Origin of the sequence: Streptomyces sp. NPDC016459 (assembly GCF_040632845.1) — a bacterium.
GTDB lineage: Bacteria > Actinomycetota > Actinomycetes > Streptomycetales > Streptomycetaceae > Streptomyces.
Genome location: NZ_JBEYCR010000005.1, coordinates 59,250 through 78,857, shown reverse-complemented (window position 1 = coordinate 78,857; position 19,608 = coordinate 59,250). Strand labels below are relative to the sequence as shown.

Below are 19,608 nucleotides of genomic sequence, written 5' to 3'. Positions count from 1 at the left end.
CGAAGGGGACCGGCCACGAGGCCGGCCCCCTTCGTGAGGCGCTGGTCAGTCACCCGCTCGGGCCGCGCCGGACATCATGTCCGGCGCGGTCCCGCCGGCGGTCAGCTGCAGCCGCTGGTCGAGCCGCAGCCCTCGCAGATGTAGCAGGAGCCGGCGCGCTGCATCTTGGTGCCGCAGGAGAAGCAGAGCGGGGCGTCGGCGCTGATGCCGAGCTGCATCTCGACGAGCTCCGCCGACGTGTGGGCCTGCTTCGGGGCCGGGACCTCGACCTTCGGGGCCGGGGGCGCGACGGCCTTCAGCTCCGGGGTGCGGGGCGCGGACTGCGCCAGGGCCTCGACGTCGACCTCGTCCTCTTCGGACTGCTCGTACGAGCCGGTGTCCAGGTGACGCTGGCGCTCCTCGGCCGAGTGGATGCCGAGGGCGGAGCGGGTCTCGAAGGGCAGGAAGTCCAGCGCCAGGCGACGGAAGATGTAGTCGACGATCGACTGCGCCATCCGCACGTCCGGGTCGTCCGTCATGCCGGCCGGCTCGAAGCGCATGTTGGTGAACTTCGAGACGTACGTCTCGAGCGGGACGCCGTACTGCAGACCGACGGAGACGGCGATGGAGAAGGCGTCCATCATGCCGGCGAGCGTCGAGCCCTGCTTGGACATCTTGAGGAAGACCTCGCCGAGACCGTCGTCCGGGTAGGAGTTGGCGGTCATGTAACCCTCGGCGCCACCGACGGTGAAGGAGGTGGTGATCCCCGGACGTCCCTTGGGAAGACGCTTGCGGACGGGACGGTACTCGACGACCTTCTCGACGGCCTCGCGGATCGTCGCCTCGGACTTCGCGGTGACCGCGACCTTCTCCTCCTCCTTCTTCTTGGCGGAGAGCGGCTGGCCGACCTTGCAGTTGTCGCGGTAGATCGCGAGCGCCTTGACGCCCATCTTCCAGGCCTCGAAGTAGACCTCCTCGACGTCCTCGACCGTGGCCGTCTCCGGCAGGTTCACGGTCTTGGAGAGGGCGCCCGAGATCCACGGCTGGATGGCGGCCATCATGCGGACGTGGCCCATCGCGGAGATGGAGCGCTCGCCCATGGCGCAGTCGAAGACCTCGTAGTGCTCGGTCTTCAGACCGGGGGCGTCGATCACATTGCCGTGCTCGGCGATGTGGGCGACGATCGCCTCGATCTGCTCCTCCTGGTAGCCCAGGCGGCGCAGGGCCTGCGGGACGGTGCCGTTGACGATCTGCATCGAGCCGCCGCCGACGAGCTTCTTGAACTTGACCAGGGCGAGGTCGGGCTCGAGGCCGGTGGTGTCGCAGGACATCGCGAGACCGATGGTGCCGGTCGGGGCGATGACCGAGGCCTGGGCGTTGCGGAAGCCGTTCTTGGCGCCGAGGTGGATCACGTCCTGCCAGGCCTCCGTGGCGGCGGCCCAGATCGGCGAGTCGAGATCGTCCACGCGGACGGCCTTGGTGTTCTCGTCGGCGTGCTGACGCATGACGCGCTGGTGCGGCTCGGCGTTGCGGGCGTAGCCGTCGTACGCGCCGACGACAGCGGCCAGCTCGGCGGAGCGCTTGTACGAGGTGCCGGTCATCAGGGAGGTGATGGCACCGGCGAGGGCACGGCCGCCGTCGGAGTCGTACGCGTGGCCGGTCGCCATCAGCAGGGCGCCGAGGTTGGCGTAGCCGATGCCGAGCTGGCGGTAGGCGCGGGTGTTCTCACCGATCTTCTCGGTGGGGAAGTCGGCGAAGCAGATGGAGATGTCCATCGCGGTGATGACGAGCTCGACGACCTTGGCGAAGCGCTCGACCTCGAAGGACTGGTGGCCCTTGCTGTCGTCCTTGAGGAACTTCATCAGGTTCAGCGAGGCGAGGTTGCAGGACGTGTTGTCCAGGTGCATGTACTCGCTGCAGGGGTTCGAGCCGTTGATCCGGCCGGACTCGGGGCAGGTGTGCCAGCGGTTGATCGTGTCGTCGTACTGGATGCCCGGGTCGGCGCAGGCCCACGCGGCCTCGGCCATCTTGCGGAAGAGCGCCTTGGCGTCGACCTCCTCGATGACCTCACCGGTCATGCGGGAGGTGAGCCCGAACTTCTCGCCTGCCTCGACGGCCTTCATGAAGGTGTCGTTCACACGGACGGAGTTGTTGGCGTTCTGGTACTGGACGGACGTGATGTCGTCGCCGCCCAGGTCCATGTCGAAGCCCGCGTCACGGAGGGCGCGGATCTTCTCCTCCTCCTTGACCTTCGTCTGGATGAAGTCCTCGATGTCGGGGTGGTCGACGTCGAGGATGACCATCTTGGCCGCGCGACGTGTCGCGCCGCCGGACTTGATCGTTCCCGCGGAGGCGTCGGCGCCGCGCATGAAGGAGACCGGGCCGGACGCGTTGCCGCCGGAGGAGAGCAGCTCCTTGGAGGAGCGGATGCGGGAGAGGTTCAGGCCGGCGCCGGAGCCGCCCTTGAAGATCATGCCCTCTTCCTTGTACCAGTCGAGGATCGACTCCATGGAGTCGTCGACGGACAGGATGAAGCAGGCGGACACCTGTTGGGGCTGCGGCGTGCCGACGTTGAACCAGACCGGCGAGTTGAAGCTGAAGATCTGGTGCAGGAGGGCGTAGGCCAGCTCGTGCTCGAAGATCTCGGCGTCGGCGGGCGAGGCGAAGTAGCCGTACTCCTCGCCGGCCTTCGTGTACGTCTTCACGATCCGGTCGATGAGCTGCCTCAGACCGGTCTCGCGCTGCGGGGTGCCGACGGCCCCGCGGAAGTACTTGCTGGTGACGATGTTGACCGCGTTCACCGACCAGAAGTCGGGGAACTCGACGCCACGCTGCTCGAAGTTGATCGAGCCGTCGCGCCAGTTGGTCATGACGACGTCACGGCGCTCCCAGGCCACCTCGTCGTACGGATGCACGCCAGGGGTGGTGTGGATGCGCTCGATACGCAGGCCCTTGCTCGCCGCCTTGGTCCCCTTGGAACGAGAACCACGTGCCGGACCGCTCGCCGTCTCTGTCATGCCGCCTCCCATATACGGGCAAAACACACTTTGGCACCCAGATAGTCCCAGGGCACCGTCTTCTGTACGTCGTTCTGTACTGCTGCCACGAGCGTCACCGGGGATCACTCGGGGCACGTCTGCCAGGCCGCACGGGCCGGCCGCCGGGCACCGTGGGCCCGGACCGCCGGTCAGTCGGCGGCGGTGGCGGGAACGGGGACCCCGGAGGTCGCACCGGTCCCGCGGTTCTCAGCGGGAGGCCGCACGCGGAGTTCCACGATGGCGGCCTCGAAGTCTTCGAGGCTGTCGAAAGCCTTGTAGACGGACGCGAAGCGCAGGTACGCGACGAGGTCGAGCTCCTGCAACGGACCGAGGATGGCCAGGCCCACGTCGTGGGTGGTCAGCTCGGCACTGCCGGTGGCGCGCACCGCCTCCTCGACCCGCTGGCCGAGCTTGGCGAGGGCGTCCTCGGTGACCGGTCGCCCCTGGCACGCCTTGCGTACGCCGGAGATGACCTTGGTACGACTGAAGGGCTCGGTGACTCCGGAGCGCTTCACCACCATGAGCGAGCACGTCTCCACCGTCGTGAAACGACGGGAGCAGTCGGGGCACTGACGACGACGTCGGATCGACGTCCCGTCGTCAGTGGTGCGACTGTCGACGACACGGCTGTCGGGGTGCCTGCAGAAGGGGCAGTGCATTGGTTCCGACCCTCCCTCACGGCACGACTGGTGAACCTCACGCGGCCCGTCAAGGCCCTGCGAAGCGACCCCCAGCATAGGCGATGTGGACACCCCCGGCGGACCGGGGACCACTACCCCTGGGTGGCCGGTGCCATCCAACCACTAGATCTTGGGTTGAGGGCGTTTCGAGAGCCTCCGCGTGTCGCGGCGCGCCCACTCCCGGGATCCGGCACCCCTGATGCCACACTGAGGGGAGTACCGCCCGCCCGCGGTCCAGCGGCGAAGGCTACCGTAGCGTTCGATTCGGCTCCGATTCGACCGGCGGGCGACCGTGCTCATACACCCGCATACGAACAGACGTAAGGCAATCTGCGAATTTTCACTCGAACGTGTGTTTGGCGCAACCTTTCGAAAGCCACTACCGTTGTGCCAGCGAGGGAGACCATTTCGAGAGGGGCCGACGACGTGACCACCACCGCAGACAGTGCCGCCATCACCGCCCAGGACCGCTCCCAGGGCCGACTCGAGCCGGTGCACGCCATGAATGAAGTGAGCATGAACGGCGAGGACCCCGGGCGACCTGCCCGCGCCCTTCCCGGGCGACCTCCAGGCATCCGTGCCGACAGCTCCGGTCTCACCGACCGGCAGCGCAGGGTCATCGAAGTCATCCGCGACTCGGTCCAGCGGCGCGGCTACCCGCCGTCGATGCGCGAGATCGGGCAGGCGGTCGGCCTCTCCAGCACCTCGTCGGTGGCGCACCAGCTCATGGCGCTGGAGCGCAAGGGCTTCCTCCGCCGCGACCCGCACCGACCGCGGGCGTACGAGGTACGGGGCTCCGACCAGCCGAGCACCCAGCCCACGGACACCACGGGCAAGCCCGCCGCGTCGTACGTGCCCCTGGTCGGCCGGATCGCCGCCGGTGGCCCGATCCTCGCCGAGGAGTCCGTCGAGGACGTCTTCCCCCTTCCCCGGCAGCTGGTCGGTGACGGCGAGCTGTTCGTCCTCAAGGTCGTCGGCGACTCGATGATCGAGGCCGCCATCTGTGACGGCGACTGGGTCACCGTCCGCCGCCAGCCGGTCGCGGAGAACGGGGACATCGTCGCCGCCATGCTGGACGGCGAAGCCACGGTCAAGCGGTTCAAGCGCGAGGACGGCCACGTCTGGCTCCTCCCGCACAACGCGGCGTACCAGCCGATCCCCGGCGACGAGGCCACCATCCTCGGCAAGGTCGTGGCGGTACTGCGGCGGGTCTGACACACCTCGCCGGCTCTGACCGGGCCCCGAGACCCCTGCGCCGGTCCCGGGGCCCTGCCGCGTCCGGAGTGCCCCCGCGCACAGCGGGGGCCCGACAAGCGGTGAACGTCAGGCACCCGCCGCCTGCGACGCGGCGTCGATGGCAGCAAGCGACTTCCGTACCTGATTGCGGTCGGTCGTGTACCAGAAGTCCGGCAGCGACGCCTTCAGATAGCTGCCGTACCTGGCCGTCGCCAGGCGGGGGTCGAGGACCGCCACAACCCCCCGGTCGCCCGTCGCCCGCACCAGTCGGCCGGCGCCCTGCGCCATCAGCAGGGCCGCGTGGGTCGCCGCGACCGCCATGAAGCCGTTGCCGCCCGCCTCCTCGACGGCCTTCTGGCGCGCGCTCATCAGCGGGTCGTCCGGTCGCGGGAACGGGATCTTGTCCATCACGACCAGCTGACAGCTGGCCCCCGGGACGTCCACGCCCTGCCAGAGCGAAAGCGTCCCGAAGAGACATGTCTTGGGGTCGGCGGCGAAGTTCTTGATCAGCTCACCGAGGGTGTCCTCGCCCTGGAGCAGGATCGGCAGCTCCGGCACCCGGGTCCGCAGCTCCTCCGCGGCCTGCTGCGCCGCGCGCATGGACGAGAACAACCCGAGGGTCCGCCCGCCGGCCGCCTGCATCAGCTCGGTCAGCTCGTCCAGCATGTCGCCGCGGTCCCCGTCACGCGCGGGGCGGGAAAGGTGCTTCGCGACGTAGAGGATGCCCTGCTTGGGATAGTCGAACGGGGAGCCGACGTCGATGCCCTTCCAGACGGGCAGGTCGTCGCCCTCGGTGCCCTCGGGAGCCAGCCCGAGAGATGCTCCGACACCGTTGAAGTCGCCGCCCAGCTTGAGGGTGGCCGACGCCAGGACCACGGACCGCTCCGTGAAAAGCTTCTCCCGCAGCAGCCCCGAGACAGTCAACGGCGCCACCCGCACCGAGGCACCGAAGCGGTCGTGCCGCTCGTACCAGACGACGTCGTACTCCGAGCCCTGGGTGATGCGCTCGGCGACGCCGTGCACGGTCTCCACGGAGGCCATGGCCTGCTTGCGCACGGCGTCCTCGTCCTGGACGGACCGGTCACGGGTGGAACCCAGGGCCGAGATCACCGCGCGGGCCGCGTCCCGCAAGGCCATCAGCGCGTACGCGAGGTCCTCGGGGAGCTCTTCGAGGCGCCCCGGCAGGGCGAGCTCCATGACCCGCTCGAAGCTCTCCGCGGCGGTCTGCAGCTGGTCGGCGATCTTCTCGTCGACCAGCTTCGCGGACCGGCGCACGGCACGGTTGACCTGGCCGGGGGTGAGCTCGCCCGTGGCCACCCCGGTGACCCGGGAGACCAGCTCGTGGGCCTCGTCGACAATCAACACCTCGTGTTGCGGGAGCACCGGGGCGCCCTCGATGGCGTCGATGGCGAGCAGGGCGTGGTTGGTGACGACGACGTCGGCGAGCTTGGCACGCTCACGCGCCGCTTCGGCGAAACACTCCGCCCCGTACGCGCACTTGCTCGCACCGAGGCACTCCCGGGAGGAGACCGAGACCTGGGCCCAGGCCTTGTCGGAGACACCGGGGGTCAGGTCGTCCCGGTCGCCGGTCTCGGTCTCGTCCGACCAGTCCCGCAGCCGCATCAGGTCCTGGCCCAGCTTGCTCGTGGGCGCGGCGGCCTCGAAGGGGTCGAAGAGGCCGTCCTCCTCGTCCTGCGGGACCCCTTCGTGGAGCCGGTGCAGGCACAGGTAGTTCGACCGGCCCTTGAGCATGGCGAACTGGGGACGGCGCCGCAGCTGCGGATGCAGTGCCTCGACCGTCCGCGGCAGGTCGCGCTCGACGAGCTGACGCTGGAGCGCCAGGGTGGCCGTGGCCACCACCACCCGCTCCCCCTGCGCCAGCGCCGGCACCAGGTAGCCGAGGGACTTACCCGTGCCGGTGCCGGCCTGGACGAGGAGGTGGGAGTTGTCGTCGATGGCCTCGGCCACGGCCTCGGCCATGGTGACCTGGCCGGGCCGCTCCGTGCCGCCGACGGCGGCGACGGCGGCGTGGAGGAGGTCGGGGAGGGATGGCTTCGTCATAGCCCTCTCAGACTAAGGGGCGCCACTGACAGCGGGAGCACGCGCGCGCGTCACGCGAGCGGGTTGGGAACGGTCCCGTGGACGGCCGCGTGGGGGCGCTCCGGGCGGTCCCGGTAACCGTCCAGATGCAGACGGTTGCGGTTGAGGCAGAGCCGTGCGATCCGGGGAGTGAGCAGATCGAAGAGCTCGAACCGTTCCTTCAGCTCGGGGAAACGCGCCTGGTGGCGGTGGATCTCGGCGCGGACGAGGGCCCAGAATTCCGTCTCGGGCACGCCGAGTTGCTGCTCGCAGAGGGGTGCCAGATAACGGAACACGCCGACGAAAAGCCCCGAATGGATGAACTGGACGAGGAAGTCGGGTTCCTCGGTCAGAAGGACGGCGCGGACGTCGTCCGGCAGGGTGTCGTGCTCGGGAATCGGCTGGGCGCTGATGTTCACGTCGTCGACGAAGTCCTTGATCGCCAGGCGTACGGGAACGTCCTCGCCGTCGTAGACGACGATGGCGTTCTCCCCGTGCGGCGAGAAGACCGTGCCGTACCGGTAGAGGAAGTGCAGCAGCGGGGGCAGCAGCGCCGCGAAAAGGCGCTGGAGCCAGACGGCGGGGACGAGTCCGGAACGGTCGACGAGTTCCGCGACGAACGCCCGCCCTTCGGGGTCCGTGTGCAGCAGGGAGGCCAGCGTGCGGGCCCGCTCGCCCGGGGGCAGCCTGAGCGGTTCGCGCCAGATCGCCCCGAGGAGTTCCTTGTACTGGTACGGGACTTCGGGCAGCCGGTCGTACAAGGGGTGCTGGACCGTGACGGAGGCGACCTCTCCGAGGAGGACCACCCCGCACTCGTCCCGCAGGAACGGATCGGCCTCACGCAGACCGTGGACCCAGGCGGTGACGGCCGGTGCGGCGAGGGTCCGTTCGGTGGGCAGGCCGCGCCAGACGAGCGTGTTGAGCACCGACAGCGGGAGTTTGACGGTGTGCCGGTCGGGACGGCTGGTGTTGAGGAAGGTACGGACCGACTGCTGCGGGAGCCGGAGGTCGCCGTCCGTTCCGAGCGGGACGACGGTCCCGGCGGCGACGGCCGGGGCGTAGAGGGGCAGCAGGACCTCGTCCCACTGCCAGGGGTGGACGGGCAGCAGGAGGTAGCCGTCGGGTTCGTGGCCGCGGGCGGCCAGTTCGGCGCGGAAGGCTGCGTGGACCTCGGGGTCGAGCTCCTGGGCGTAGAGGCGGTCGGGGGTTTCGAGGCCGGTCACGCCTCGGTAGGCGGCGAGGCGGTTGTCGACGGCGATCCAGGGAAGCCGAGTGGCGCGTCGGGCCTCGGGGGCCCAGCGGGCGGCGTCGGTCGCGGAGAAGCCGACGCGCCCCTTGTTGAGGACGATCCAGGGGTGGCCGGTCTGATGGCCTTCGAGTTCCGCGTAGGAGAGGTCGGCGAGGCGGGTGGCGGTGAGCGCGGTGTGGTCGAGGCGCGCGTCGGCGGCGAGGGTGGCGGAGAGCTCGCGGATGAGGTGTCCGAGAGTGGCGCCGTCGAGCTGGAGGAGGCGGCGGGCGCGGACGAGGAAGTCGAGGGGGTCGGTCATGGGCCGGCCCTCGTGGGCGACGGAGTCGGGGGCGATGTACCAGCTGCCGTAGGCGCCGCGACGGGCGCGGAAAGTGAGGGTGGACCCGTCGTCCAGGCGCAGGGCGTAGCTGTCGGGTGCGCCGTCGGCCGCGGGGACGGGTTCGACGACCTCCTCGTAGGCGAACTCCGCGAGGGCCTTCTGGAGCAGGCGGGTCGACGCCAGGGTCCAGGCGGCGGCGTTCAACTCGGGGGGCGCGAGCAGCTCGGGGGTGGGCGCCGCTCCGTCCGAGGGGGACGGGGCGGGCACTGTGGACCGAGCGGAGTCGTGGGGTGCAGGGGACGTCGACACGAGGACTCCTCGGGGTGGGAACCGCTGTGGGCCGAGCGGTGTATAGAAGACAGAGGGTGGGTCACAGAGCGTGACGGAGGACGCGGTCACGCATCATGAGCGCCGCTCGCTTGTCAGGGAGGTCGATTTCCGCCGCGTAGCGGAAGCCGCCGTTGAGGAAGGCAGAGACGGAGGGGGAGTTACGGATGTCGGGTTCGGCGACGACGCGTGTGCATCGGGGACGGTGGTCGAGGACGAGGTCGGCGACGGCGCGCAGAAGGGTTGAGCCCACACCGCGGCTCCGGTCGGTGACGCCTCCGATCAGCAGATGGATACCGGTGTCATGGGGGCGCGCCGGGTAGTGCCGGGCGAGTGGGTCGAGGTCGGCGCGGTAGATCTCGAAGTAGCTCATGGGCGTGGTGTCGAGCACGCCGAGGCAGGGGACGCTGCGGCCGTCGCCTTCGATCTGGGCGCGGACGTGCTCGGCGGTCACGGTCTCGGGTCCGGCGAGCTCCCAGAAGGCGGCGACGGCGGGGTCGTTCATCCAACGAGTGAGGAGCGGCAGGTCCCTTTCGAGCCGTACGGGGACGAGCCGGAAGGTGCCGGCGGGGGTGTCGGCCGGGTTCCAGGAGGCGACGGAGTCCAGCAGGTCGCCGTCGAGGACCTCGGCGTCGAGGTGGCCGCCTTCGAGGAGGGCGACGAGGTCGTCGAGCCTCAGGTCGAGGGTGTCGTCGCCCGGGGGGTCGGCCGGTGGGCGGGTGGGTGACACGGTGTCGCTCTCCTCTCGGCGGTGCGGTCGGGGCGTGGGTCCTCGGAGGGGGGGTTCAGGGACGGAGGGGGTTGGTGACGGTGACGTACACGGACTGGGTGTCGACGGGTCCGACGAGTTCGTCCATGCCGTGGAGGCGGGTGAGGAGGTTGGCCTTGGTGCGCAGGGTCGCGGCTTCCAGGAGCCGGTGCGGCAGGGGTGAGCCCAGGCTGGTGGCGGAGGTGAGGAAGCTACGGAAGGCGGCGAGCAGGACGCGCTCGTCGGCGAGGTGCTGGGAGCCGAAGGCACCGATCAGACCGAGGACGTTGTTGATGCCGAGGTAGTAGGCGAAGCGCTCGTCGGTGACCTGGTCGGAGACGAAGGTGTCGCTGTCGGCGCCGATGCCGGGGAGGCGGCTCTCCAGCTCGCCCCGGTGTGACTCGCGGAAGTAGTACCCCTGATTGTCGCGGTAACGGCCGCCGACCGGCCAGCCGTCGGGGTCGAGGAGTACCAGGGTGTTCTGCTGGTGGGCCTCCAGGGCGATGCCGGCGTGTCCGTCCAGCCAGAGGACGGGGCGGACGACCTGGTCGAGGTAGCGGAGGAACCACTCGGCGGAGACGGCCGTGAGGGGGCGACCGGTGCGGGCGGCGAGCCGGCCGATGACGTCGGCGAGGCGGGAGCGCATCGTGGTGGCTCCGGGCCAGGGGCGGGGAGCGGTGAGGGAGGCGATGCAGACGGCGTCGTCGCCGGGCCCGAAGGGGTTGTGGCGGATCATGACGTCGAGTCCGGGGACGGGGGTGCCGTCCAGGGTGTCGACGGCGAGCCAGGCGGGGTCGCGGACGATGTCGAAGCCGGGGTGGACGGCCTGCCATTCGTCGACGAGGCCGGTGCGGAGCAGGCGGTGGACCTCGACGCCCCGGTGGAGTTCCTTGCGGAGGTTCTCGCGGCGGGAGTTGGTGATCCGCAGACCGAGGGAGAGCTTGAGCATGGCCCGTGCGCCGGGGCGGTGCACGGTACGGACGGAGGAGGTGGGGTGCCAGGGGCTGCCGTGGGGACCGAGGTCGTGCAGGAGCCCGGCGTCGAGGAGGTCCCGGATGTCGGCCCGGTGCAGGAGTTCGCGTGCTTGCCAGGGGTGCACGGGCAGGGGCGCGGTGCCGACGGGGAGCGTGAGCCCCTCGGCGAGACCGGTGGCGAGTTGCTCCGCGGTGACGGGACGGCCCTGTTCGGTCCAGCCGGAGTCCGACGCAAGGAGGAAGGAGTCGACGGCGAGCCAGTGGAGCGGGAAGGAGCCGTGCAGTTCGGGTGAGTAGAGCCGGGCCTCGGCCTCGGAGAGGCCTTCGCGGCTCTTGGAGGTGGGATGGAGGGGGTGGCCGAGCAGCAGCGCCTGTTCGGCGGCGAGGAAGAGGTCGGCGTCCGGGTGCGGCTGGGGTCGGAGGCGGCGCTCGGTGACGAAGTCGGCGGTGCGGCGGGCGGAGTCGGCGACCCTGCCGACGAGTTCGGTGCCCTCGGGGCGCCCGGTCTCCCGGCTGAGCAGGGCGGCCACGGTCACGGCGTCGACGGACGGTGCCGTGGCCGGGAGTCCTTCGAGGGTGGGGGCTCCGAAGCGGTGCCAGCCGGTGGGCGACCAGTAGCGGACGGGGACGAGGAGAGCGGTGCCGCTGGCGTCGAGGGCGACGCGCAGGGTGGTGGAGCCGGGGGCGGGCAGGTTCTTCTCCCGGACCCAGCAGCGGAGCAGGTTCTCGATGGTGGCCGCGTCGGCGGCGCGCTGCGGGTCAGGGTCGTCCAGGGGATCGGCGACGGTGACCGGGCGGTGCGGCCGGGGGTCGTGAGGGCCGGTGTGCTGGCGCGGGACGGTGGGGTCGACGGTGCCAGGGGCGTCGGTGCCGGCACCGCGCGGGGCGGTGGGGTCGGCGGTGCCGGGGCCGTAGGTGTGGGACGGGGAGGTGTCTCGTTCGGACGGAGTCGCCGGTTCCGGAGTGTCGGGGGCCTGGGGGCCGCGTGCTCCGGGGGGCGCCAGGGGAGTTTCGCGTCCCTCGGGGGCGGGGGTGTCGGCTGCGAGTTCCTGGCGGGTGTGGGGGGCCTCGGTCTCGGGCGCCGGGGAGGGGGTCGTGGCGTTCACGGGGGCTTCCTTGGGGTGGGGCCGGGGGCGGTCCGGGTCAGTGGGACGGCCCGGGGGCGGTCCGGGGGGCCGTGGCCCGGCGGGCGGCGGGCAGCTGGGGGGTGTGGGCCCGCTCGGCCGCGGCCAAGGCGTCGGCGAAGCGGTCCAGGACGGCGGTGGCCTGCTCGTCGGTGAGGGTGAGCGGGGGAAGGAGCCGGACCACCGCGGAGTGGCGGCCGCCGAGTTCGACGATGAGTCCGCGGGCGAGGCACTGCTGCTGGACGGCGAGGGCCAGGGCGGGGGCGGCGGGCGGGACGAGGTCGTCGGGTCCCGCCGCGTCGGGGTCGACGAGTTCGACGCCGATCATCAGGCCGCGGCCACGGACGTCGCCGACGCAGGGGTGGGCGGCGGCGAGGCCCCGGAGTCGGCCGAGGATGCGGGCGCCGAGGGTGCCGGCCCGTTCGGCGAGCTTGTTCTCCCGGACGTACGCGAGGGTGGCCGTGCCCGCGGCCATGGCGAGCTGGTTGCCGCGGAAGGTGCCCGCGTGGGCGCCGGGTCCCCAGGCGTCGAGTTCGGACCTGTACACGATGACGGCGAGGGGAAGGGAGCCGCCGATGGCCTTGGACAGGACCATCACGTCGGGCACGACGCCGCTGTGCTCGACGGCCCAGAACGCGCCGGTGCGGCCGACCCCGGTCTGGACCTCGTCGACGACGAGCGGGATGGAGCGGTCGGAGGTGATCCGGCGCATCCGGCGCAGCCAGTCGTCGGGGGCGGGGAGGACCCCGCCTTCGCCTTGGACGGCCTCCACGATCATTCCGGCGGGGGCGGGGACACCGCTCTTGGGGTCGTCGAGGAGGCTCTCGGTCCAGCGGGCGGCGAGTCGGGCGCCGGGGGCGCCGCCGACGCCGAACGGGCAGCGGTACTGCTGGGGGTAGGGCAGCCGGGTGACGCGGACGTCGGTCGCCCCGCCCGAGGCGGCCAGGGCACCGGCCGTCATGCCGTGGTAGGCGCCGGTGAAGGCGAGCAGGCCGCTGCGGCCGGTGGCGGTGCGGACGAGCTTGAGGGCCGCCTCGACGGCGTCCGTGCCCGCGGGGCCGCAGAACTGGACGCGGGCGTTGTCGGCGAGTTCGCCCGGGAGGGTGGCGAACAGTTCGGAGGTGAAGGCGTCCTTCACCGGGGTGGCGAGGTCGAGCACGTGCAGGGGGGCGCCCGAGTCGAGGACCTTCTTGATGGCTTCCAGTACGACGGGGTGGTTGTGCCCGAGGGCGAGCGTCCCGGCGCCGGAGAGACAGTCCAGATAGCGGCGGCCGTCGGCACCCTCGATGGTCAGGCCCCTGGCCCGCACGGGCACGATGGGCAGGGAGCGGGCGTAGGTCCGGGCGGCGGATTCGCGCAGGGACTGCCGACGAAGGATGCCTTCGTATCCGCCACCACCGACTTGATCCGAAGCGGCCCGGTCCGAGACCGCCCGGTCAGAAGCGGCTCGGGCCGGAGCTGCCTGGCCCGGAGCCGCCTGGTCCGGAGCTGCCTGGTCCGGAGCCGTTCGACCTTGAGCCTTTGGGCCTTGAGCCGTTCGGCCTGGAGCTCCGGGTGGCGGGCCCGTGGGGCCTTCGGGTGTCCGGGGCTGCGTCCGCGCAGCCGGTGGGACGGCCGGAGCTGATTCGGTCACGGCCACGACTCGGTGTCCTCCCGCTGTAACGGTTGCGTTGCACATCGGGACGTCGTGGAGCCGCTGCAAGGGTCGCCCTGAGCGCCACCGTCGTGTCCCCCGTGCGTACCAACGACGAGAACTGCCGGGGATCACGGGCCGGAGACAAGAACTTGGCGTGTCCCGGATCACGTCACGGCAACAGCCGGACGACGGCCGGAACCGCCGACCGGCCGAGTACCGTCCCCCTCCGGCACCGGCATAGTGGGGGCCGTCGGCCGCTGTCCGCACGGGCGCGGCCGCTGTTCGTGCATGCACAAGTTGACGTAGTCCCAGGGGGATCACGAGATGCGATCGATTCGTCCGCTGCTGACGGCGGCTTCCGCCGTCGCCGCGCTGACGCTCACCGCCACGGCCTGCGGTCCGAGCGAGGAGAACGCGGGAGACAAGCCCAGCGCGCCCGCGACCGCCCAGAGCCCGGCCGACAAGCTCAGGATTCCGGAGGACCTGAAGGACCGCCTGAAGGAGCACGGGATCGACGTCGACAAGTGGCGCGACGGCGAGTGGAAGAACTGGGACCGCGACAAGTGGCTGCGCGAGGCCCAGGACTTCGTCAACCCGATCATCGAGGACCTCTGGAACCCGGACCGGATGCGCGAGGCCGAGCGCCCCGACCAGCCGGTCGGGGAGGAGGACATCTCGGGTGACGAGGGCAAGACCGACCCGACGCCGGAGCCGGTGCGCGCGAAGGCCGTGGCGCCGAAGTACCACGCCAACGCCCCGGAGTCCGGGAAGGTCTTCTTCGACGGCCCCGAGGGCTCGATGGTCTGCTCGGCCACGGTCGTGCAGGACCCGGCGCACCCCGGCAAGTCGAACATGGTGTGGACGGCCGGCCACTGCGTGCACAAGGGCAAGAAGGGCGGCTGGTACCGCAACATTGCCTTCGTGCCCTCGTACAACGACTCCGGCCTTTCGACCGCCGACCTGGAGAAGGCGACGCGGGAGCAGATCGCGCCGTACGGCGTGTGGTGGGCGGACTGGGTCAAGACCTCCGACCAGTGGATCGCCCAGGGCGCGTCCACCGGCGGCGCGGGTGCTCCCTACGACTTCGCGGTCATCCAGGTGACTCCGGAGAAGGGCGGCACGGACAAGTCCCTGGAGGAGACGGTCGGTTCGGCGCTTCCGGTGCAGTTCAACGCGCCGGCGGTGGCGAAGATCGCGAGCCTGGAGGCGACCGGCTACCCGGCGGCGCCGCCGTTCGACGGTCAGAAGATGTTCCAGTGCGCGGACAAGCCGGGCCGGCTGTCCCTGAAGGCGGAGCAGCCGACGATGTACCGCATCGGCTGCACCATGACCGGTGGTTCGTCCGGTGGCGGCTGGGTCGCCAAGGGCAGCGACGGCAAGCCGGCGCTGGTGTCGAACACCTCGATCGGTCCGTCGTCGGCGGGCTGGCTCGCCGGTCCGCGCCTCGGCGCGGAGGCGAAGTCCATCTTCGACGCGGTCAGCAAGAAGTACGCCGGGCAGTAGGCACCCGCGCGACGAGGCGGGGCCCACCGGCCCCGCCTCTCCCGCGTCCGGCCCGCCCGGTCGACCACTGACCGGCCGTCCAGCCCGCCCGTCCGACCACTGACCGCCCGTCCGACCACTGACCGGTCGTCCGGCCCGCCCGGCCCGTCCTGCCGACCGGCATACTGTGCACCGCAAGTGACGCGTCCATGGCAACGTCGCGGCGACAACTCGCCGCGGAGCGTGGCCCGTCCGGGCGCGGCATCATCACAGGGGGAATTCACCACATGCGTTCCGTACGACTCCTACCAGCCACCCTCGGCCTGGTCACCGCGCTCGCGCTGACCGCCACGGCCTGCGGGCCCACCGAGACCCCGGCCGCCGACAAACCGGCCACCGCGGCGGGTAGCTCCGCGCCGGCCACCGACGGCGGGGGCGCCGACCTCACCAAGGACCTGGCCGACAAGCTCAAGGAGCACGGTGTCGACCTGGACAAGTGGAAGGACGGGGAGTGGAAGAACTGGGACAAGGACACCTGGCTCCGTGAGGCCGAGGACTTCGTCAACCCGGTGATCGAGGGGCTCTGGGACCCGGCGCGCATGCAGTCGGCGAAGAGCCCGGACCCGACGATCACCGCGCAGGCGGGCGGCGGCAGCGACCCGACGCCCCGTCCCGTCAGGGCGCAGCGGGAGAAGACGCCGTACCACCGCAACGCGGCCCCGGTGGGGAAGATCTTCTTCGACTCGCCGCAGGGCCACATGGTCTGCTCCGGCACCATCGTGAAGGACCCGCGCCGGCCCGGTAAGTCCAACCTGGTCTGGACGGCCGGCCACTGTGTCCACGCGGGCAAGAAGGGCGGCTGGTACCGCAACATCACCTTCGTCCCGGCCTTCAACGACCTGGGCAGGTCCCCCGCCGCGCTCGACAACGCCAAGCCGCACGAGGTGTACCCGTACGGCCAGTACTGGGCCGACTGGGCCGTGACCTCCGGTGAGTGGATCAGGTCCGGCGGGTCCAACCAGGCCTGGCCGTACGACTACGCCGTGCTGCACGTGAAGCCGCAGCGGGGCGGCAAGTCCCTGGAGGAGACCGTAGGAGCCGCCCTGCCGGTCGACTTCTCCGCGCCGGCGCCCGCGAGGGCGGGGACGGTGGGCGCCTGGGGTTACCCGGCGGCGCCGCCCTTCAACGGCATGATCATGCACAAGTGTGTCGACCGGGCGACGCGGTACACCACGGCCCCGGCCACGCCGACGATGTACCGCATCGGTTGCACGATGACCGCCGGCTCCTCGGGCGGCGGCTGGTTCCGTGTCATGCCGAACGGCAAGACGGCCCTGGTGTCGAACACCTCGATCGGCCCGGCCGGCCGCAACGGCTGGCTCGCCGGACCGCAGTTGGGCCGGGGCGCCAAGGCGGCCCACGAGATGGTCAGCAAGAAGTTCGCCCGCTGACGCACGGCCCGCACCATGACCGAGGGCGACGCACGCCCGCACCATGACCGAGGGCGCTGTCCCCCTTCCTTGGCGGAAGGGGGACAGCGCCCTCGGTCGTTCAGCCGTGGATCAGTGCGCGGCGGGAACGTACGGCGCGAGCATCGCCGCCAGCTCCTCGTGCACCCGGGCCTTGAGCAGGGTGCCCTCCGGGGTGTGCTCCTCGGACTCGACCTCGCCCTCGGCGTGCACCCGCGAGACCAGGCCGCCCTGCGTGTACGGCACGAGGGCTTCCAGCTCGACCTTCGGGCGCGGAAGCTCGCGGTCGATGAGCGCGAGCAGTTCCTCGATGCCCTGACCCGAACGGGCCGAGACGACGAGGGAGTGCTTCTCCGTCCGCAGCAGCCGCTGCAGCACCAACGGGTCCGCCGCGTCCGCCTTGTTGATGACGACGATCTCCGGCACGTTCATCGCGCCGACGTCCCGGAAGACCTCGCGCACGGCGGCCAGCTGCTCCTCGGGAGCGGGGTGCGAGCCGTCCACCACGTGCAGGATGAGGTCGGAGTCGCCGACCTCCTCCATGGTGGAGCGGAACGCCTCGACCAGGTGGTGCGGCAGGTGCCGGACGAAGCCGACGGTGTCGGCCAGGGTGTAGACCCGGCCGGTGGGCGTCTCGGCCCGGCGTACGGTCGGGTCGAGCGTGGCGAACAGCGCGTTCTCCACGAGCACGCCCGCGCCGGTGAGGCGGTTGAGCAGGGAGGACTTGCCCGCGTTGGTGTAACCGGCGATGGCGACCGACGGCACCTTGTTACGGCGCCGCTCCTGCCGCTTGATGTCGCGGCCGGTCTTCATCTCCGCGATCTCCCGGCGCATCTTCGCCATCTTCTCGCGGATACGACGCCGGTCGGTCTCGATCTTGGTCTCACCGGGACCACGGGTGGCCATGCCGCCACCGCCGCCGCCGCCCATCTGCCGGGAGAGCGACTGACCCCAGCCGCGCAGGCGCGGCAGCATGTACTGCATCTGCGCGAGCGCGACCTGCGCCTTGCCCTCTCGGGACTTGGCGTGCTGGGCGAAGATGTCGAGGATCAGGGCGGTCCGGTCGACCACCTTGACCTTGACGACGTCTTCGAGGGCGATGAGCTGGCCGGGGCTGAGCTCGCCGTCGCAGACGACGGTGTCCGCGCCGGTCTCGACCACGATGTCCCGCAGCTCGCGCGCCTTGCCGGAGCCGATGAACGTCGCCGGGTCCGGCTTGTCACGGCGCTGGATCACGCCGTCGAGCACGAGGGCGCCCGCCGTCTCGGCGAGGGCCGCGAGCTCGGCCAGGGAGTTCTCCGCGTCCTGGACGGTCCCCGAGGTCCACACACCGACCAGCACGACGCGCTCGAGGCGCAGCTGGCGGTACTCGACCTCGGTGACGTCCTCGAGCTCGGTGGAGAGGCCGACGACACGACGGAGCGCCGCGCGCTCCGAGCGGTCGAACTGGTCGCCGTCCCGGTCCCCGTCGATCTCGTGGCTCCAGGCGACGTCCTCTTCCATCAGGGCATCGGCCCGAAGGCTCTCGGTACGGCTCGTCTCCGCGAAGCTCTGCTCGTCCTGGGAAGGGGAAGAAGAGGAGGTCATTTGATCCTTACGTCGATTGCCGCGTCTGCTCCGATGGAGCCACACGAGGCGATGAGTCTTATGCCGTGGGAACGCGTGAGGGCACCGGAAGATTCCCGGCGCGCCGACCGCGTCGCCGACCTGACGATGGTGACACGCCCCTGCCGGGCCCGTCATCCGGGTTTCGGGGTGGTCCTGGCGGTTCCGGCCGGGCGGCTGCGCCAGTCCGGGTGCCCGGGCATCGCCGGGGTCTTCGCCTCGTACAGCCAGGCGCGGAGGAAGGGGGTGAGGTCCCGTCCCGCGATCTCGGACGCCAACGCGATGAAGTCGGCGGTCGTGGCGTTGCCGTCCCTGTGGTCGGCGACCCAGCGACGCTCCAGGCGCTGGAAGGCCTCGGTGCCGATCTCCTGGCGGAGCGCGTAGAGGACGAGGGCGCTGCCGTCGTAGACGACGGGCCGGAAGAGGCTGATCTTGTGGGTGGGCGAGGGGGGCTTGGGCGCCGCCGGCGGGCCACCGGCGGCCCGCCAGCCGTCGGAGGCGCCGTAGGCGGCCTTCATGCGCAGCTCCAGGGACTTGCCGGCGGTCTCCTCGGCGTAGAGCGCCTCGTACCAGCTGGCGTGGCCCTCGTTGAGCCACAGATCGGACCAGGTCCGGGGCGAGACGCTGTCGCCGAACCACTGGTGGGCGAGTTCGTGGACCATGATCGAGTCGACGTACCACTCGGGGAAGCCCGGCTCGGTGAACAGGCCCCGCTCGAACAGCGAGAGGGTCTGGGTCTCCAGCTCGAAGCCCGTCTCCGCGTCCGCGACGAGCACCCCGTACGTCTCGAAGGGGTACGGGCCGACCTGCCGCTCCATCCACTCCAGGTGCCCCGGGGTCCGGCGCAGCCAGGGCTCCATCAGCGTCCGGTCGGCCGTGCGCACCACGTCCCGGACGGGCAGCCCGTGGGGCCCTGACCGGTGCACGACCGTGGAGCGGCCGATGGAGACCTGGGCGAGTTCCGTGGCCATCGGATGGTGGGTGCGGTACGTCCAGGTGCTGGTGGCGCCTCGGGTGACGCGGCCGACGGGGAGGCCGTTGGCGACCGCGGTGAGCTCGCTGGGAGCGGTGATCCGGAAGGTGAAGTACGCCTTGTCCGCCGGGTGGTCGTTCGAAGGGAAGACCCGGTGGGCGGCGTCGGCCTGGTTGGCCATGGCGAGACCGTCGCCGGTACGGACCCAGCCGCCGGTGTCCGCGGGGCCGCCGGGGTCGCTGGTGTGGGTGACGGTGATCTCGATCTGCTCGCCCGCGTCGATCGGCACGGCGGGGGTGACGACCAGGTCCTCACCGCTGCTGGTGTACGCGGCGGGCTGGTCGCCGACGGTGACGGCGGAGACCGTGCCACGGGTGAAGTCGAGGTTGAGCCGTTCCAGGTCCTCGGTGGCGCGGGCTTCGATCCGGGTCACGGCGGCGAGCGGCCGGGTGTTGACCCCCGGATAGGTGAGATCGATGTCGTACGCGAGGACGTCGTAACCGGGGTTGCCGAGGTGCGGGAAGAGCGGATCCCCGATGCCGAGGGGAGCCGGGGCGGGCAGAGCGGCGGCGACGAGCCCCGCCGAGGCGGCGACCAGGACGGCGGAGCGGAGCCACCGGGCGCGGCGCGGGGTTGTTCGGACGAGCGGCATGGACCAGGCCTTTCCGGAGGACTGGCCCTACGGCTACC

At 71.1% G+C, this 19,608-nt stretch carries 12 protein-coding genes; 3 read left to right on the top strand and 9 right to left on the bottom strand.

Going from position 1 to position 19,608, the window contains the following annotated elements; all coding sequences use genetic code 11:
• Positions 1–101: 101 nt before the first annotated feature.
• Positions 102–2,996 carry a vitamin B12-dependent ribonucleotide reductase gene (locus ABZ567_RS15070; RefSeq protein ID WP_360788995.1) on the bottom strand — a complete coding sequence of 965 codons (2,895 nt, stop codon included), beginning with the start codon at positions 2,994–2,996 and terminating at the stop codon, positions 102–104.
• A 170-nt stretch (positions 2,997–3,166) separates the two neighbouring features.
• Positions 3,167–3,676: a transcriptional regulator NrdR gene (gene nrdR, locus ABZ567_RS15065; protein ID WP_360788992.1), complete on the bottom strand. Its 510-nt coding sequence runs from the start codon at positions 3,674–3,676 to the stop codon at positions 3,167–3,169.
• Between the two features lie 447 nt (positions 3,677–4,123).
• Between nrdR and lexA the strand changes: the two genes are divergently transcribed.
• Positions 4,124–4,912: a transcriptional repressor LexA gene (lexA, locus tag ABZ567_RS15060; RefSeq protein ID WP_360788990.1), complete on the top strand. Its 789-nt coding sequence runs from the start codon at positions 4,124–4,126 to the stop codon at positions 4,910–4,912.
• 108 nt (positions 4,913–5,020) lie between these two features.
• Here lexA and ABZ567_RS15055 read toward each other — a convergent pair whose 3' ends face one another.
• From ABZ567_RS15055 to ABZ567_RS15035, 5 genes are all read right to left on the bottom strand, one after another.
• Entirely contained in the window at positions 5,021–6,994 is a 1,974-nt protein-coding gene (locus ABZ567_RS15055; protein WP_360788988.1) for an ATP-dependent DNA helicase, read from the bottom strand.
• A 50-nt stretch (positions 6,995–7,044) separates the two neighbouring features.
• Complete coding sequence (locus ABZ567_RS15050) at positions 7,045–8,847, bottom strand: IucA/IucC family siderophore biosynthesis protein (RefSeq protein WP_360789835.1); 1,803 nt, start codon at positions 8,845–8,847, stop codon at positions 7,045–7,047.
• 103 nt (positions 8,848–8,950) lie between these two features.
• Positions 8,951–9,637 (bottom strand): GNAT family N-acetyltransferase, encoded by a 687-nt coding sequence (locus ABZ567_RS15045; RefSeq protein WP_360788985.1) that lies wholly within the window; start codon positions 9,635–9,637, stop codon positions 8,951–8,953.
• 55 nt (positions 9,638–9,692) lie between these two features.
• Positions 9,693–11,735 carry an IucA/IucC family protein gene (locus tag ABZ567_RS15040; protein WP_360788982.1) on the bottom strand — a complete coding sequence of 681 codons (2,043 nt, stop codon included), beginning with the start codon at positions 11,733–11,735 and terminating at the stop codon, positions 9,693–9,695.
• A 37-nt stretch (positions 11,736–11,772) separates the two neighbouring features.
• Positions 11,773–13,131: a diaminobutyrate--2-oxoglutarate transaminase family protein gene (locus tag ABZ567_RS15035; RefSeq protein WP_360789832.1), complete on the bottom strand. Its 1,359-nt coding sequence runs from the start codon at positions 13,129–13,131 to the stop codon at positions 11,773–11,775.
• 582 nt (positions 13,132–13,713) lie between these two features.
• Here ABZ567_RS15035 and ABZ567_RS15030 point away from each other — a divergent pair.
• Both ABZ567_RS15030 and ABZ567_RS15025 read left to right on the top strand, forming a co-directional pair.
• Positions 13,714–14,892, top strand: a complete 1,179-nt coding sequence (locus ABZ567_RS15030) for a hypothetical protein (RefSeq protein ID WP_360788980.1) — start codon at positions 13,714–13,716, stop codon at positions 14,890–14,892.
• Between the two features lie 266 nt (positions 14,893–15,158).
• Positions 15,159–16,322: a hypothetical protein gene (locus tag ABZ567_RS15025; RefSeq protein ID WP_360788978.1), complete on the top strand. Its 1,164-nt coding sequence runs from the start codon at positions 15,159–15,161 to the stop codon at positions 16,320–16,322.
• A 111-nt stretch (positions 16,323–16,433) separates the two neighbouring features.
• Here ABZ567_RS15025 and hflX read toward each other — a convergent pair whose 3' ends face one another.
• Together hflX and ABZ567_RS15015 are read right to left on the bottom strand one after the other, a co-directional pair.
• On the bottom strand, positions 16,434–17,927 hold the full coding sequence (gene hflX / locus ABZ567_RS15020) for a GTPase HflX (protein WP_360788975.1): 1,494 nt from the start codon (positions 17,925–17,927) through the stop codon (positions 16,434–16,436).
• A gap of 152 nt (positions 17,928–18,079) precedes the next feature.
• Positions 18,080–19,570, bottom strand: coding sequence for a M1 family metallopeptidase (locus tag ABZ567_RS15015; RefSeq protein ID WP_360788972.1), 1,491 nt, complete (start codon positions 19,568–19,570; stop codon positions 18,080–18,082).
• Positions 19,571–19,608: the final 38 nt, after the last annotated feature.

Coding starts and splice junctions, on each gene's coding strand:
- ABZ567_RS15025 (WP_360788978.1), top strand. CDS start 15,159: ATGCGTTCCGTACGACTCCTACCAGCCACCCTCGGCCTGGTCACCGCG.
- ABZ567_RS15015 (WP_360788972.1), bottom strand. CDS start 19,570: ATGCCGCTCGTCCGAACAACCCCGCGCCGCGCCCGGTGGCTCCGCTCC.
- ABZ567_RS15055 (WP_360788988.1), bottom strand. CDS start 6,994: ATGACGAAGCCATCCCTCCCCGACCTCCTCCACGCCGCCGTCGCCGCC.
- ABZ567_RS15070 (WP_360788995.1), bottom strand. CDS start 2,996: ATGACAGAGACGGCGAGCGGTCCGGCACGTGGTTCTCGTTCCAAGGGG.
- hflX (WP_360788975.1), bottom strand. CDS start 17,927: ATGACCTCCTCTTCTTCCCCTTCCCAGGACGAGCAGAGCTTCGCGGAG.
- nrdR (WP_360788992.1), bottom strand. CDS start 3,676: ATGCACTGCCCCTTCTGCAGGCACCCCGACAGCCGTGTCGTCGACAGT.
- ABZ567_RS15030 (WP_360788980.1), top strand. CDS start 13,714: ATGCGATCGATTCGTCCGCTGCTGACGGCGGCTTCCGCCGTCGCCGCG.